General features: G+C 69.8%; 12 protein-coding genes. 4 read left to right on the top strand and 8 right to left on the bottom strand.

Features of this window, described 5'->3' with window-relative positions:
- Positions 1-222: 222 nt before the first annotated feature.
- Together EOINJALH_RS13800 and recA are read right to left on the bottom strand one after the other, a co-directional pair.
- Entirely contained in the window at positions 223-729 is a 507-nt protein-coding gene (locus EOINJALH_RS13800) for a regulatory protein RecX (protein WP_404872761.1), read from the bottom strand.
- 180 nt (positions 730-909) lie between these two features.
- On the bottom strand, positions 910-1,962 hold the full coding sequence (gene recA, locus EOINJALH_RS13795; protein WP_088280934.1) for a recombinase RecA: 1,053 nt from the start codon (positions 1,960-1,962) through the stop codon (positions 910-912).
- A gap of 170 nt (positions 1,963-2,132) precedes the next feature.
- Here recA and EOINJALH_RS13790 point away from each other — a divergent pair, with 170 nt between their 5' ends.
- Together EOINJALH_RS13790 and EOINJALH_RS13785 are read left to right on the top strand one after the other, a co-directional pair.
- On the top strand, positions 2,133-2,804 hold the full coding sequence (locus EOINJALH_RS13790; RefSeq protein ID WP_088280933.1) for a response regulator transcription factor: 672 nt from the start codon (positions 2,133-2,135) through the stop codon (positions 2,802-2,804).
- A gap of 48 nt (positions 2,805-2,852) precedes the next feature.
- Positions 2,853-4,370, top strand: a complete 1,518-nt coding sequence (locus tag EOINJALH_RS13785) for a sensor histidine kinase (RefSeq protein WP_088280932.1) — start codon at positions 2,853-2,855, stop codon at positions 4,368-4,370.
- On the opposite strand, the gene EOINJALH_RS13780 is transcribed toward EOINJALH_RS13785, so the two are convergent.
- From EOINJALH_RS13780 to EOINJALH_RS13755, 6 genes are all read right to left on the bottom strand, one after another.
- The gene (locus EOINJALH_RS13780; protein WP_088280931.1) at positions 4,330-5,229 is read right to left on the bottom strand and encodes an NAD(P)-dependent oxidoreductase; all 900 of its coding nucleotides are present in this window, start codon (positions 5,227-5,229) and stop codon (positions 4,330-4,332) included. The genes EOINJALH_RS13785 and EOINJALH_RS13780 overlap by 41 nt on opposite strands.
- The gene (gene rodA, locus EOINJALH_RS13775; protein WP_234413833.1) at positions 5,226-6,383 is read right to left on the bottom strand and encodes a rod shape-determining protein RodA; all 1,158 of its coding nucleotides are present in this window, start codon (positions 6,381-6,383) and stop codon (positions 5,226-5,228) included. Before rodA ends, EOINJALH_RS13780 begins: the two co-directional genes overlap by 4 nt.
- A 133-nt stretch (positions 6,384-6,516) precedes the next feature.
- Positions 6,517-8,508, bottom strand: a complete 1,992-nt coding sequence (mrdA, locus tag EOINJALH_RS13770; RefSeq protein WP_088280930.1) for a penicillin-binding protein 2 — start codon at positions 8,506-8,508, stop codon at positions 6,517-6,519.
- A gap of 19 nt (positions 8,509-8,527) precedes the next feature.
- Positions 8,528-9,049 carry a rod shape-determining protein MreD gene (gene mreD / locus EOINJALH_RS13765; RefSeq protein WP_088280929.1) on the bottom strand — a complete coding sequence of 174 codons (522 nt, stop codon included), beginning with the start codon at positions 9,047-9,049 and terminating at the stop codon, positions 8,528-8,530.
- 28 nt (positions 9,050-9,077) lie between these two features.
- Positions 9,078-9,995 (bottom strand): rod shape-determining protein MreC, encoded by a 918-nt coding sequence (gene mreC / locus EOINJALH_RS13760; protein WP_088280928.1) that lies wholly within the window; start codon positions 9,993-9,995, stop codon positions 9,078-9,080.
- Between the two features lie 52 nt (positions 9,996-10,047).
- Positions 10,048-11,091, bottom strand: a complete 1,044-nt coding sequence (locus EOINJALH_RS13755; RefSeq protein WP_088280927.1) for a rod shape-determining protein — start codon at positions 11,089-11,091, stop codon at positions 10,048-10,050.
- 352 nt (positions 11,092-11,443) lie between these two features.
- On the opposite strand from EOINJALH_RS13755, the gene gatC reads away from it, so the two are divergent.
- Both gatC and gatA read left to right on the top strand, forming a co-directional pair.
- Positions 11,444-11,743: an Asp-tRNA(Asn)/Glu-tRNA(Gln) amidotransferase subunit GatC gene (gene gatC / locus EOINJALH_RS13750; protein ID WP_088280926.1), complete on the top strand. Its 300-nt coding sequence runs from the start codon at positions 11,444-11,446 to the stop codon at positions 11,741-11,743.
- Positions 11,740-13,245 carry an Asp-tRNA(Asn)/Glu-tRNA(Gln) amidotransferase subunit GatA gene (gene gatA / locus EOINJALH_RS13745; RefSeq protein ID WP_088280925.1) on the top strand — a complete coding sequence of 502 codons (1,506 nt, stop codon included), beginning with the start codon at positions 11,740-11,742 and terminating at the stop codon, positions 13,243-13,245. The genes gatC and gatA overlap by 4 nt, the downstream gene beginning before the upstream one ends.
- Positions 13,246-13,254 lie beyond the last annotated feature (9 nt).

Below are 13,254 nucleotides of genomic sequence, written 5' to 3'. Positions count from 1 at the left end.
GGAAGCCCCGCGGCACAGGCACGCCAAACTGGCGCAGGATCTCTTTGCCTTGGTATTCGTGGATCTTCATCGGGGGGCTCGCAAGGTGGTGGAGGCCGGACCGGGCGGCCCTGGGCAAACCCGGGCAATTTAGCATGCTGCGCCGCATCAACCGCCTAAGGCGAACGGCGGACTCGCCGTGTGACGCGCCGAAAAGTGGATCGCGCCAGGCGGGCGGGAGCCTCAGTCGTCGCCGGGCCCGGCGTCCTCGTCCGCCGAGGGGTCGCGTCTCAGCACCGCGCGCACGACCTCGGCAGAGAAGCCCCGGCCGGCAAGAAAGCGCACCTGCTTCGCGCGCGCGGAGGCGTCGGCCGGGCGCTCGGGGAACTTGCGTCGGCACACGTCGGTGGCCCGGGCGATTTCTGAGGCGTCGAGCGCGCGCCTGGTGTCGTCGTCGAGGCTCAGGCCATGCTGCTGCAGTTCTTGCCGGATGCGCAGGTTGCCGTAGCGCCGCTGGCGCGCGTGGACGCGGCTTTCGACAAAGCGCGCCTCCGACAGGTGCCCCTGGGCGCTGAGCCAGTCGAGCAAGGCATCGACACGCTGCTCAGCGTCGTCGTCGGGCAAGGCCTCGTCAGGCGGCTCGGCCGCGGCAGCCGCGGCCTGGCGACGGACCAAGTTCAGCAACTTGGTGCGCAATTCGCTGCGGCTGTGCTCACGCTGCGCCAGCCATTGCACCGCGCGGCCCTTCAACGAGGTGGGAGGTCGCTGCATCGAAGAGGTTCAGCCTGGCCGGGACGCTGCGGCGTGGGTCGCACCCGTCGGGGCCGACAGGACCGGCCGCCCATCAGGGGGCCCGCCCTCGGCCAGCGCCCACGGGACCGGCATTCAGCAGGCCTGCCCGCCAGCCTGGGGCCCGGCCCTTGCCGCCGATCAGTCGGCCGACTTGCCCGACTCGCCCAGTGGCGGCAGCAGCGGCACGCCGACGGACTCGCGCACCTTGTTCTCGATCTCGAACGCGAGGTCGGGGTTCTCGCGCAAGAACTCGCGCGCGTTGTCCTTGCCCTGGCCGATCTTCTCGCCGTTGTAGGCGTACCAGGCGCCTGACTTGTCGAGGACCTTGGCGGTGACGCCCATGTCGATGATCTCGCCGTGGCGGCTGGTGCCCTCACCGTAAAGGATGTCGAACTCGGCGGTCTTGAACGGGGGCGCGACCTTGTTCTTGACGACCTTGACCTTGGTTTCGTTGCCGATGACCTCTTCGCCGCGCTTGATGCTGCCGGTGCGGCGGATGTCCAGCCGCACCGAGGCGTAGAACTTGAGCGCATTGCCGCCGGTGGTGGTTTCGGGGTTGCCGAACATCACGCCGATCTTCATGCGGATCTGGTTGATGAAGACGACCATGGTGTTGGTCTTCTTGATGGTGCCGGTGAGCTTGCGCAGGGCCTGGCTCATCAGGCGGGCCTGAAGGCCGGGCAGCGAATCGCCCATTTCGCCTTCGATCTCGGCCTTGGGGGTGAGCGCCGCCACAGAGTCGATGACGACCAGGTCGACCGAGCCCGAGCGCACCAGCGCGTCAACGATCTCGAGCGCCTGTTCGCCGGTGTCGGGCTGGCTGATCAGCAGTTCTTGAAGGTTGACGCCCAGCTTCTGCGCATAGCCGGTGTCGAGTGCGTGCTCGGCGTCGATGAAGGCGCAGGTGCCGCCGAGCTTCTGCATCTCGGCCACCACCTGCAGCGTGAGGGTGGTCTTGCCGGAGGATTCAGGGCCATAGATCTCGACCACGCGGCCACGGGGCAGGCCGCCCACGCCGAGCGCGATGTCCAGGCCCAGCGAGCCGGTGGACACGACCTCGATGGCCTCCACCACTTCGCCGTCGCCCAGGCGCATGATCGAGCCCTTGCCGAACTGCTTCTCGATCTGGGCCAGCGCGGCCTGCAGGGCCTTGGCTTTTTCGGTGTTCAGTGCTTTCACGGGTGCGTCCATGGCGATCTCCTTCGATGGGCGCGATTATGTCAGAGACTGGATGTTTGTACAGTGGATTTGCGGCCATTCAGCGCTTGACTTCTGTCAAGGGCGGTAGGGCCTGGGGCATGCCTAAAATCAATCCACGGTGACGGCCCCGGCGCGAGGCCGCGCACCGCGAGGAGACAACGATGCGGATACTGATCGCAGAAGACGACCAGGTGCTTGCCGACGGCTTGCTGCGTTCACTGCGGGCGTCGGGTTATGCCGTCGACCAGGTGGGCAGCGGCACCGAGGCCGACGCGGCACTCGCCTCGCACGAGTTCGACCTGCTCATCCTCGACCTGGGGCTGCCCAAGATGCATGGCTTCGACGTGCTGCGCAAGATGCGGGCGCGCGGGTCGTCGGTGCCGGTGCTCATCCTCACGGCGGCCGACAGCGTGGAGCAGCGTGTCAAGGGCCTCGACCTGGGCGCCGACGACTACATGGCCAAGCCCTTTTCGCTGCAAGAGCTGGAGGCGCGGGTGCGTGCCCTCACCCGCCGAGGCCTGGGCACCGCGTCCAGTGTCATCAAGCATGGGCCGCTCACTTTCGATGCCACGGGCCGCGTGGCCTACATCAGCGACCAGATGATCGAGCTGTCGGCGCGCGAGCTGAGCCTGCTCGAGGTGCTTCTGCAGCGCGCCGGGCGCCTGGTCAGCAAGGACCAGCTGGTCGAGCGACTGTGCGAGTGGGGCGAAGAAGTGAGCAACAACGCGATCGAGGTGTACATCCACCGCCTGCGCAAGAAGATCGAGCAGGGCCCCATCCGCATCGCCACCGTGCGAGGCCTGGGCTATTGCCTGGAGAAGATCCCGAACTGATGCCGCGTCGCCACAGTGGCGGCCGGTGCCGCCGCGCGCGCGTCCCCAATGCAACCGGAAACCACGCGCGAGCAACGCTCCCTGTTCGGCGAGATCCTCGATTGGATGCTCGCCCCGCTGCTGCTGCTGTGGCCGATGAGCGTGGCGCTGACGTGGCTGGTGGCGCAGGGCATCGCCAACCGGCCGTACGACCGGGATCTGGCCGAGATGGCCCGCACGATCGCTCGGCAGGTGGTGGTGGAGCCGGGTGTCGGCAAGACGGCCACCCGCGTCGGGCTGCGCCTGCCAGAGGTGGCGGCCGAAGTGCTGCGCTCCGACGACACCGACCGGGTGTTCTTCCAGGTGCTCGGTGCGCGCGGCGAGTACGTGGCCGGCGACCGCGAGATCCCGGTGCCCGAGGAGGCGCCGTCGCTGCCGCAGGAGCTGCACTACCGCGACGACAGCGTCGTGGCCGAGGCCGTGCGCGTGGCCTACCTGTGGCTGCCGGGCACCGGCGTGCCGGGCGAGATGCCGCCATTGATCCAGGTGGCCGAGACGCTGGACAAGCGCTCGCGCCTGGCCACCGAGATCATCAAGGGCGTGATCGTGCCGCAGTTCGTGGTGCTGCCGCTGGCCGTGCTGCTGGTGTGGCTGGCGCTGGCGCGTGGCATCCGCCCGCTCAACGAACTGCAGCAGCGCATCCGCCGCCGCGAAAGCCATGACCTGAGCCCGCTGGCCGAGCGCGACGTGCCCGAGGAGGTGGCGCCGCTGGTGGGCGCGATCAACGACCTGCTGTACCGGCTGGACAGCACGATGCGCACGCAGAAGCAGTTCCTGGCCGATGCGGCGCACCAGCTCAAGACGCCGCTGGCCGGCCTGCGCATGCAGGCCGAGCTGGCTCAACGCGAGATCGACGCCGGCCAGCAGGATGCCAAGTCGCTGAAGAGTTCGCTGCAGCACATCGCCCACAGCAGCCAACGCGCGGCGCACATGGTCAATCAGCTGCTGTCGATGGCCCGAGCCGAAGACCAGGAAAGCGCGCGCCGCCAGCAGGAGGTGAACCTGGCCCGGCTGGCCCGCGAGACGGTGCGCGACTTCGTGCCCAAGGCCATGGACAAGCGCATCGACCTGGGTTACGAAGGCCCCGAGGAGGGCCAGGCCTTGCATGGCCGCCTGCTCGGGCAGCCGTTGCTGCTGCGCGAGTTGATCCGCAACCTCACCGACAACGCGCTGCAGTACACCCCGGCGGGTGGCTCGGTGACGGTGCGGCTGATGGACGACCCGTTCGGCCAGGTCGTGGTGCTGCAGGTGGAGGACACCGGCCCGGGCATCGCCGAGGCCGAGCGCGAACTGGTGTTCCAGGCCTTCTACCGTTCGCTCGGCACCGATGTCGATGGCAGCGGCCTGGGCCTGGCCATCGTGCACCAGATCGTGCAGCAGCACGGCGCCGAGATCACCATCGCCGATGCCCGGCCGCGCACCAGCGCAGCGGCGGCCGACCAGGGCCCCGGCGCGCTGTTCACGGTGCGCTTTCCGTTGCAGCCGATCACGCCACCGGTGCCGACCCCGCCCGACGAATCAGCCTGATCAGGTGTGAATCGTCGGCGTCGGCCAGGCCGTCGTCGCACGCGGCCGCGAACAGCGCCGCGGCCTGTGCCCCCAGGGCCGGGCGAGCACCCTGCGCGTCGGCCATCGCCAGCGCCAGCGCCGAATCCTTGGCCAGCAGGCCCATGCGGGCCAGCACGCGCTCGTCGCCGGCGAGCAGGCGCGGCAGCCGATCGCCGCCGATCCAGCTCTGGCCGCTGGACTGTTCGATGACCGCCAGCGTGGCCGCCCCGTCCAGGCCGATGCGCTCAGCCAGCGCCAGGGCCTCGCAGGCCGCGGCCAGGATCGTCGCCGCCAGCAGGTTGTTGACGAGCTTGGTGCGGGCGCCATCGCCGCAGCGCGGCCCGATTCGGAACAGCCGCGACGAGAGGTGCTGTAACAGCGGCCGATGGCGCTCGAACAGCGCGTCCTCGCCGGCCACCATCAGGCTCATCGTGCCGTCGCGGGCCCGGGCCGGGCCGCCGGACATCGGCGCGTCGAGGCAGCCCAGGCTCAGGCCGGCCAGGCGCGAAGCGATGCGTTCGACATCGGCGGGCCCGATCGTCGGGCACAGCAGCACGCAGGCCCCGGGCCTCAGCGTCGCGGCGGCACCGCCGGTGCCGAACAGCACGTCCTCGGTCTGGGCGGCATCAACGACGCAGACGATGAGCACGTCGCCGGCGGCGCCCACGGCGGCCGGGTCGGGCACCACGACCGCGCCCGCCGCCGCGGCCAGCGCCTCGCGCGTGGGGTCGATGTCGCACACGACGACCCGGCGGCCGCCGTCGCGCAGCCGCAGGGCCATGCCCAGCCCCATCTGCCCGATGCCGACGACACCGACCGTGTCGAGGGTGCTGTTCATCGCTGCATCATTCCGCGGCTGCGCGCGATCGACATCAGCATGCCCAGCGCAAAGCCCAGGGTGACCATCGCGGTGCCGCCATAGCTGATGAAGGGCAGCGGGATGCCGACCACCGGCAGGATGCCGCTGACCATGCCCATGTTGACGAAGGCGTAGGTGAAGAAGCTCAGCGTGATGGCGCCGGCCAGCAGGCGCGAGAACACCGTGGGCGCCTGCGCGGCGATGACCAGGCCGCGGCCGATCAACCCGGTGAAGGCCAGCAGCAGGGCCACGGCGCCGAACAGCCCGAACTCCTCGGCGAAGGCGGCGAAGATGAAGTCGGTGGTGCGCTCGGGGATGAACTCCAGGTGCGTCTGGGTGCCGCTCATGAAGCCCTTGCCGCCGAGGCCGCCGGAGCCGATGGCGATCATGCCCTGGATGATGTGGAAGCCCTTGCCCAACGGATCGGTCGTGGGATCGAGCAGCGTGCACACGCGCTGCTTCTGGTAGTCGCGCAGCACCGGCCAGGCCTTGCCGGGCTCGCAGATGGTGTCGGCGCTGACCACGATGGCGGTGATGCCGACGGCCGCCAGCAGCAGCACCGGCGCGATCAGGCGCCAGGACAGCCCGGCAAAGAACATCACGTAGAGCCCGCCCGACAGGATGAGGATCGACGTGCCCAGGTCGGGCTGCTTGGCCACCAGCCCCACCGGCACCAGCAGCAGCAGCCCCGCCACCGCAAAGTCGAGCGCGCGCAACTGGCCTTCGCGGCGCTGGAACCACCAGGCCAGCATCAGCGGCATCGCCAGCTTGAGCACCTCGCTGGGCTGGATCACGACGCCCACGTTGAGCCAGCGCGTGGCGCCCTTCTTGGTGATGCCGAAGATGGCGGTGGCCACCAGCAAGGCCACGCCCACCGCGTACAGCGGCACGGCCAGGGCCATCAGCCGCTGCGGCGGGACCTGGCCCACCACCAGCATCAGCGCCGCGGCGATGAGCATGTTGCGGCCGTGGTCGACGAAGCGGGTGCCGTGGTCGAAGCCAGCCGAGTACATCGTGAGCAGGCCCATCCCCGACAAGACCAGCACCATCACCAGCAGCATGGTGTCGTAGCCGCTGACCAGCGGCCGCACCCGTTGCCACCACGAGGGTTGATCGTAGACGCTGCGGGTCACTGGACCACCCTGCGCGCTGCGCGCTTCGGGATTCGGGGTTGCGAGCGGCCCGGCGCGATCACTGGCGCAGCATGCGGCCTTCGGCCGATCCCGCCGGGCGGGAACGAGCCCTCGGCAAGGCCTGTGGGCCGTCTCATGGCGCGGCCTTGATCTCGGCCGGGGGCGCGCTGGCCGCCAGGCCGGCGATCGGCACCTCCGCCGCACGCAGCGGCGTGCCCATCGGCGCCACGCTCTGGCCCTGCCGGGTGGCGGCCATGTCCTGCTCATTGGGCCATTGCCCCAGCAGCAGGTAGTCGAACACGCGGCGGGCGATCGGCGCGGCGGCGGTCGCGCCGAAGCCCGCGTTCTCGACCACCACGGCCAGCGCGATGCTGGGCGCCTCCACGGGCGCGAAGGCGATGTACAGCGAGTGGTCGCGCTGACGCTCCTCCATCCGCGCGGCGTTGTAGCGCTCGCCCTTGCCGATGGACACCGCCTGGGCCGTGCCGGTCTTGCCGCCGGTGGCATAAGGCGCCCCCATGAAGATGCGCGTCGAGGTGCCCTCGCGCGTGACGCCGTGCATGGCCTGGTTGATCAGCGCCACGTGCGAGGCTTGCAGCGGCAGCGGGTCGAGCGCCTTGCGTGGCACCACCGGCTGCTCGTTCGTGACCACGTCACGGATCTCGCGCACCAGCCGCGGCTCGAAGCGCAAGCCGCCCGACACCAGCGTGGACGTGGCGGTCGCCAGCTGGAGCATCGTGAAGTTGTTGTAGCCCTGGCCGATGCCCAGCGAGATGGTCTCGCCGGCATACCAGCGCTGCTGTTCGGGCTTCTTGTAGGCACGGCGCTTCCATTCGGTGGAGGGCAGCACGCCGGTGAGCTCGCCATCGAGGTCGATGCCGGTGCGCCGGCCGAAGCCGAAGGGCTCGAGCTGCGCGTGCATCAGGTCGACGCCCATCTCGTTGGCCAGCGAGTAGTAGTAGACGTTGCTCGACTTGACGATCGAGCGCGTCATGTCCACCGGCCCCAGGCCATGGTCGCCGTGGCTGCGGAAGACATGGTTGCCGAAGGCGTAGGAGCCGGCGTCGTTGACGATGGTGCCGGCCGAGCGCTTGCCGGTGGTCAGCGCGGCGATGGCCATGAAGGGCTTGAACGTGGAGCCTGGCGGGTAGGTGCCGCGCAGCGCCCGGTTGAGCAGCGGCTTGTCGACCGATTCGTTCAACTCGCGCCAGTTCTCGACGTCGATGCCATCGACGAACAGGTTGGGGTCGAAGGTGGGCTTGCTGACGAAGGCCAGCACCTCGCCATTGCGCGGGTCGATGGCCACCAGCGCGCCGCGCCGGTCACCGAACATCTGCTCCACCAGCGCCTGCAGCCGGATGTCGATCGACAGCACCAGGGTGTTGCCGGGCGTGGCCGGGTGGCTGCCGAGCCGGCGCACGGCGCGGCCGCCTGCGCTGGTTTCGAGCTCTTCGAAGCCGGTGGCGCCATGCAGTTCGCGCTCGTAGCGCTGTTCGAGGCCCAGCTTTCCGATGTGTTCGGTGCCGCGGTAGTTGGCCTGCAGCTCGTCGTCCCAGTCTTCCATGGCCTTCTTCTCGGCCTGGTTGATGCGGCCGATGTAGCCGATCAGGTGGCTGCCCACCTCGCCCATCGGGTACTGGCGGAACAACCGCGCCCGCACCTCGACGCCGGGGAAGCGGAAGCGCTGCGCGGTGAAGCGGGCCACCTCCTCGTCGGTGAGCTTGGTGCGGATCGGCACCGACTCGAAGCGCTTGCCTTCGTCGGCCAGGCGCTTGAAGCGGCGCCGGTCGCGCGTCTGGATGTCGACCACCTGCGCCAGATCGTCGATCACCGACTCGATCTCGCCGGACACCCGCGCGGGCGTGATCTCGAGTGTGTAGGCCGAGTAATTGGTGGCCAGCACGACGCCGTTGCGGTCGAGGATGAGGCCGCGGTTGGGCACGATGGGCACCACCGCGATGCGGTTGTCCTCGGCCTGCTGGGCCAGGTCTTCGTGGCGCACCACCTGCAGCCACACCAGCCGTGCGGCCAGCAGGCCGAAGCACAGCAGCACGAACAAGGCCGCAGCCACCAAGCGGCCGCGGAAGCGGTCGAGCTCGTGTTCGAGGTTCTTCAGCTCGGTCATGCCTGGCCCCTGCGGCGACCTACAGCGGCCGATTCTCGTCGGGATCGGGCGCGCGGCGCTGCGGCGCGAGCAGCAGCAGCGCCACCAGCGGCCACAGCAGCGCCTCGCCCACCGGCGCCAGCAGCAGCGACCAGCCGGGGAACATACCCCCCACCAGCAAACGGGCGGCCAGGGCGACGAGGTGCCCCACCAGGAACAGCGGCAGGATCTGCAGCGCCTGGTTGGGCAACGAGAACCACAGCAGGCGGCGGTGCGCCGCGATGCCCAGGAAGCTCATCAGCGTGTAGGCCAGCGCATGCTGGCCGAGCACCGCGCCCTGGTGGACGTCGATCACCAGCCCCAGCGCGAAGCCCAGGCCCACGCTCACCCGCAGCGGCTGGTGCACGTTCCAGAAGACCAGCACCAGCGCCAGCAGGTCGGGCGATGCCGCATGCCGGCCGACGGGCAGCATCTCGAGTCCCAGCGCCACCAGCAGCGAGAAGGCGATGAACAGGGGATTGACCGGCAGCAGCAGCTGGTCGGTCCCGCGCGGCATGATCATGGCGCGCTCCTCGGGGTCTGCGGCCGGCTCATCGCTTCGGCGCCTTGGTCTTGGCCGGCTTGTCAGGCGGCAGATCGGGCTCGGGCCGCGGCGGCAACTGGGCGCCAAGTGGCTCGAGCACCAGCAGGTATCGCACGTCGTCGATCACCGCCGACGGCGCGACCAGGATGCGCGCGAAGCCGGAGTCGGCGCGCCGGTCCACCCTCGTGATGCGCCCGACCGTCAGGCCCGGCGGGTAGATGCCGTCGACGCCGCTGGTGGTCAGCGTGTCGCCCACCTGCACGTCGGCATTGCCGGCGATGAAGCGCAGTTCCATGCCGCCCTCGATGCCGCCGAAGGCGGCGCTGCGCTGCTGAGTGCGGGTGTTGAGCACGGGGATCGCGGCGTCGCGGTCGGTCAGCAGTGTCACCACCGCCGACAACGGATACAGGCGCGTCACCTGGCCCAGCACGCCCGCCTCGTTGATCACCGGCGACCCGAGCACCAGGCCGTTGGCCGCGCCGCGGTCGATGAACAGCTTGCGCGAGAACGGGTCGGCGGCCTCGTACATGACCTGGGCCGAGATCGACTTGACCTGCAGCGCCGGTCGCAGGTCGAGCAGTGCACGCAGGCGGTTGTTCTCTTCGGTGAGGCGTTCGACCTGCGCCGCACGCAGGGCCTGGCGGGCCAGTTCGGCGCGGGCGGCGTTCTCGGCGGCCAGCGCCGCGCGCAAGCCTTGCAGGTAATCGCCGCCATTGGCGGCCAGGTCCACCGGCACCTGCAGCGCCCGCTGCACCGGCAGCAGTGCCGTGGCCAGCGCCGCGCGCAGGGGTTGCGTCACCGCGAAGCGCGTGTCGGCCGCCATCAGGAACACCGCCAGCGCAGAGAACAGCGCGAGCTTGGTCAGCGCCGAGGGACCTTGGCGAAAGAAGGGCGGCGGGGTGCGATCCAGGGTGCCGAGGGGCATGGCAGGTCACCACCACAGCGTTGCCGGGCCACCGGGCCCGGCTTCGCGGGCCTTATTCCGACGTGAAGATCGAACCCAGGCGCTCCATGCGCTCGAGGGCCATGCCACAGCCCCGCACGACGCAGGTCAGCGGGTCTTCGGCCACCAGCACCGGCAGGCCGGTTTCCTCGGCCAGCAGGCGGTCGAGGTCGCGCAGCAGCGCGCCGCCGCCGGTGAGCATCATGCCGCGCTCGGCGATGTCGGCGCCCAGTTCGGGCGGTGTCTGCTCGAGCGCGTTCTTGACCGCCGAGACGATCTGGTTGAGCGGGTCGGTCAGCGCTTCGAGGATCTCGTTGGACGAGATGGTGAAGCTGCGCGGCACGCCTTCGGACAGGTTGCGGCCCTTGACCTCGATCTCCTTGACCTCGGAGCCGGGGAAGGCCGAGCCGATGTTCTTCTTGATCATCTCGGCCGTGGGCTCGCCGATCAGCATGCCGTAGTTGCGCCGGATGTAGCTGATGATGGCCTCGTCGAACTTGTCGCCGCCGACGCGCACCGAGCCCTTGTAGACCATGCCGCCGAGGGAGATCACGCCCACCTCGGTGGTGCCGCCGCCGATGTCGACGACCATCGAGCCCGAGGCCTCGGACACCGGCAGGCCGGCGCCGATGGCCGCGGCCATCGGTTCCTCGATCAGGTAGACCTCGCTGGCGCCGGCGCCCAGCGCCGACTCGCGGATGGCGCGGCGTTCGACCTGGGTGCTGCCGCAGGGCACGCAGATGATGATCCGCGGGCTGGGGCGCAGCACCGACCGCGGATGGACCATCTTGATGAACTGCTTGAGCATCTGCTCGGTGACGGTGAAGTCGGCGATGACGCCGTCCTTCATCGGCCGGATGGCCTCGATGTTGCCGGGCACCTTGCCCAGCATGGCCTTGGCCTCGGCGCCCACGGCCTGGATGGTCTTCTTGCCGTTGGGGCCGCCTTCATGGCGGATGGACACGACCGAAGGCTCGTCGAGCACGATGCCCTTGCCACGCACATAGATCAGCGTGTTGGCGGTGCCGAGGTCGATGGCCAGGTCGGTGGAGAAGTAGCGGCGCAGGGATCCGAACATGGGATGGGTCGCAGTGGGGGGGCTGTCAGGGCACCGCGCGGAAGGTGCCCGGCGGGGCCATCTTGGTGGCCATCGAGGCGGGCGCGAATCGCATGGTGGACAGCTGGGTAGGGGCTCGCTGAGGTGTGCGCACGGCTGGATTAGGGGCCGCCGCAGGCCTCTGGGAGAGTGTGTCGGTGCCAGCCCATTTGCCGCCTGTCGAGCCCGTAGACGCTGCCGTGGTGCAACCAAGGCAAGAACGGGCCGTTTTGTCCTCGACGAAGCCTGCAAATGGGTGATGGATAACCGGCGATAATAACCCATCACCCTGCTGTTTCTGCCCGAGCCACCTCGCTGCAGGACGTAACTCCCGATGGCCCTGACACCCCAGGACGTGAGCCGGATCGCCCATCTGGCCCGTCTCGAACTTTCCCCTGCCGAAGAGCCCGTGATGCTGGCCCAGCTCAACGGCTTCTTCTCGATCGTCGAGCAGATGAGTGCGGTCGACACCACCGGCGTCGAACCTCTGTACACACCGCTTTCGGCGGTGCAACAGGTGCCGCTGCGCCTGCGCGAGGACCTCGTCACCGAGACCGACCGTCGCGAGGCCAACCAGCGCAGCGCCCCGGCCGTCGAGGACGGGCTGTTCCTGGTGCCGAAGGTGATCGAATGAGCGGGGACCTTCACGACCTCGGCGTGGCCGAACTGGGCCGCGCGCTGGCGGCGCGCCAGTGTTCCAGCGAAGAACTCGTCGGCCACCTGCTGTCGCGGGTCGACCGCCTGGGCTCGCTCGGCGCGTTCCTGCATGTCGACGGCGACGGCGCGCGCGCGGCCGCCCGTGCGGCCGACGCCCGACGCGCCGCGGGCGTCGCCTCGCCGCTGCTGGGCGTGCCGATCGCGCACAAGGACATCTTCGTCACCGCCGACGCGCCCACCACCGCCGGCTCCAAGATCCTGGCCGGCTACCGCAGCCCCTTCGATGCCACCGTGGTCGCGCGGCTGGCGTCGGCCGGCACCGTGAGCCTGGGCAAGCTCAATTGCGACGAGTTCGCGATGGGTTCGGCCAACGAGAATTCGGCCTTCGGCCCGGTGCGCAACCCCTGGGACACGTCGCGCGTGCCCGGCGGCTCGTCGGGCGGTTCGGCCGCGGCCGTGGCGGCGCGCCTGCTGCCCGCGGCCACCGGCACCGACACCGGCGGCTCGATCCGCCAGCCGGCCGCGTTCTCGGGCGTCACCGGCATCAAGCCCACCTATGGCGTGTGCTCGCGCTACGGCATGATCGCCTTCGCGTCCAGCCTCGACCAGGCCGGCCCGCTGGCCCGTTCGGCCGAAGACTGCGCGCTGCTGTTGTCGGCGATGAGCGGCTTCGACGAGCGCGATGCCACCAGCGCGCAGCGCCCGCCGCAGGACTTCCACGCGCAGATGCTGGCGCCACGCGACGGGGCCACGGCGGCCACCAAGCCGCTGGCCGGCCTGCGCATCGGCCTGCCGAAGGAGTTCTTCCCCGCGGGCCTGTCGGCCGACGTGGCCGCCGTGGTGCGCGCCGCGCTGGCCGAGCTGCAGGCGCTGGGCGCCACGCTGGTGGACGTGAGCCTGCCGCGCACCGAGTTGTCGATCCCGGTGTACTACATCATCGCGCCGGCCGAGGCCAGTTCGAACCTGTCGCGCTTCGACGGCGTCAAGTTCGGCCACCGCGCCGAGCAGTACACCGACCTGCTCGACATGTACAAGAAGACGCGCGCCGAGGGCTTCGGGCCCGAGGTCAAGCGCCGCATCATGATCGGCGCCTACGTGCTGTCGCACGGCTACTACGACGCCTACTACCTGCAGGCGCAGAAGCTGCGCCGCATGATCGCCGACGACTTCCAGCGCTGCTTTGCCGAATGCGACGTGATCGCCGGGCCGGTGGCGCCCAGCGTGGCCTGGAAGCTGGGCGAGCAGGGCGACGACCCGGTCAAGGCCTACCTGGCCGACATCTTCACCCTGCCTGCCAGCCTGGCCGGCCTGCCCGGCATGAGCGTGCCTGCGGGCTTTGCTCCATCCGACAACCCGCACGGCATGCCGGTCGGCCTGCAGCTGATCGGCAACTACTTCGCCGAGGGCCGGTTGCTGCACACCGCCCATGCCCTGCAGCAGGCCACCGACTGGCACCGTCGCGCGCCGGCGGGTCTCTGAATCGCGATC

This window comes from Ideonella sp. A 288, assembly GCF_002198735.1.
Taxonomy (GTDB): domain Bacteria; phylum Pseudomonadota; class Gammaproteobacteria; order Burkholderiales; family Burkholderiaceae_C; genus Pseudaquabacterium.
The sequence above is the reverse complement of the archived record's forward strand: the minus strand, read 5'-3'. Positions and strand labels throughout refer to the sequence as shown.

Coding starts and splice junctions, on each gene's coding strand:
- mrdA (WP_088280930.1), bottom strand. CDS start 8,508: ATGACCGAGCTGAAGAACCTCGAACACGAGCTCGACCGCTTCCGCGGC.
- mreC (WP_088280928.1), bottom strand. CDS start 9,995: ATGCCCCTCGGCACCCTGGATCGCACCCCGCCGCCCTTCTTTCGCCAA.
- gatA (WP_088280925.1), top strand. CDS start 11,740: ATGAGCGGGGACCTTCACGACCTCGGCGTGGCCGAACTGGGCCGCGCG.
- mreD (WP_088280929.1), bottom strand. CDS start 9,049: ATGATCATGCCGCGCGGGACCGACCAGCTGCTGCTGCCGGTCAATCCC.
- EOINJALH_RS13780 (WP_088280931.1), bottom strand. CDS start 5,229: ATGAACAGCACCCTCGACACGGTCGGTGTCGTCGGCATCGGGCAGATG.
- EOINJALH_RS13755 (WP_088280927.1), bottom strand. CDS start 11,091: ATGTTCGGATCCCTGCGCCGCTACTTCTCCACCGACCTGGCCATCGAC.
- EOINJALH_RS13790 (WP_088280933.1), top strand. CDS start 2,133: ATGCGGATACTGATCGCAGAAGACGACCAGGTGCTTGCCGACGGCTTG.
- gatC (WP_088280926.1), top strand. CDS start 11,444: ATGGCCCTGACACCCCAGGACGTGAGCCGGATCGCCCATCTGGCCCGT.
- EOINJALH_RS13785 (WP_088280932.1), top strand. CDS start 2,853: ATGCAACCGGAAACCACGCGCGAGCAACGCTCCCTGTTCGGCGAGATC.
- recA (WP_088280934.1), bottom strand. CDS start 1,962: ATGGACGCACCCGTGAAAGCACTGAACACCGAAAAAGCCAAGGCCCTG.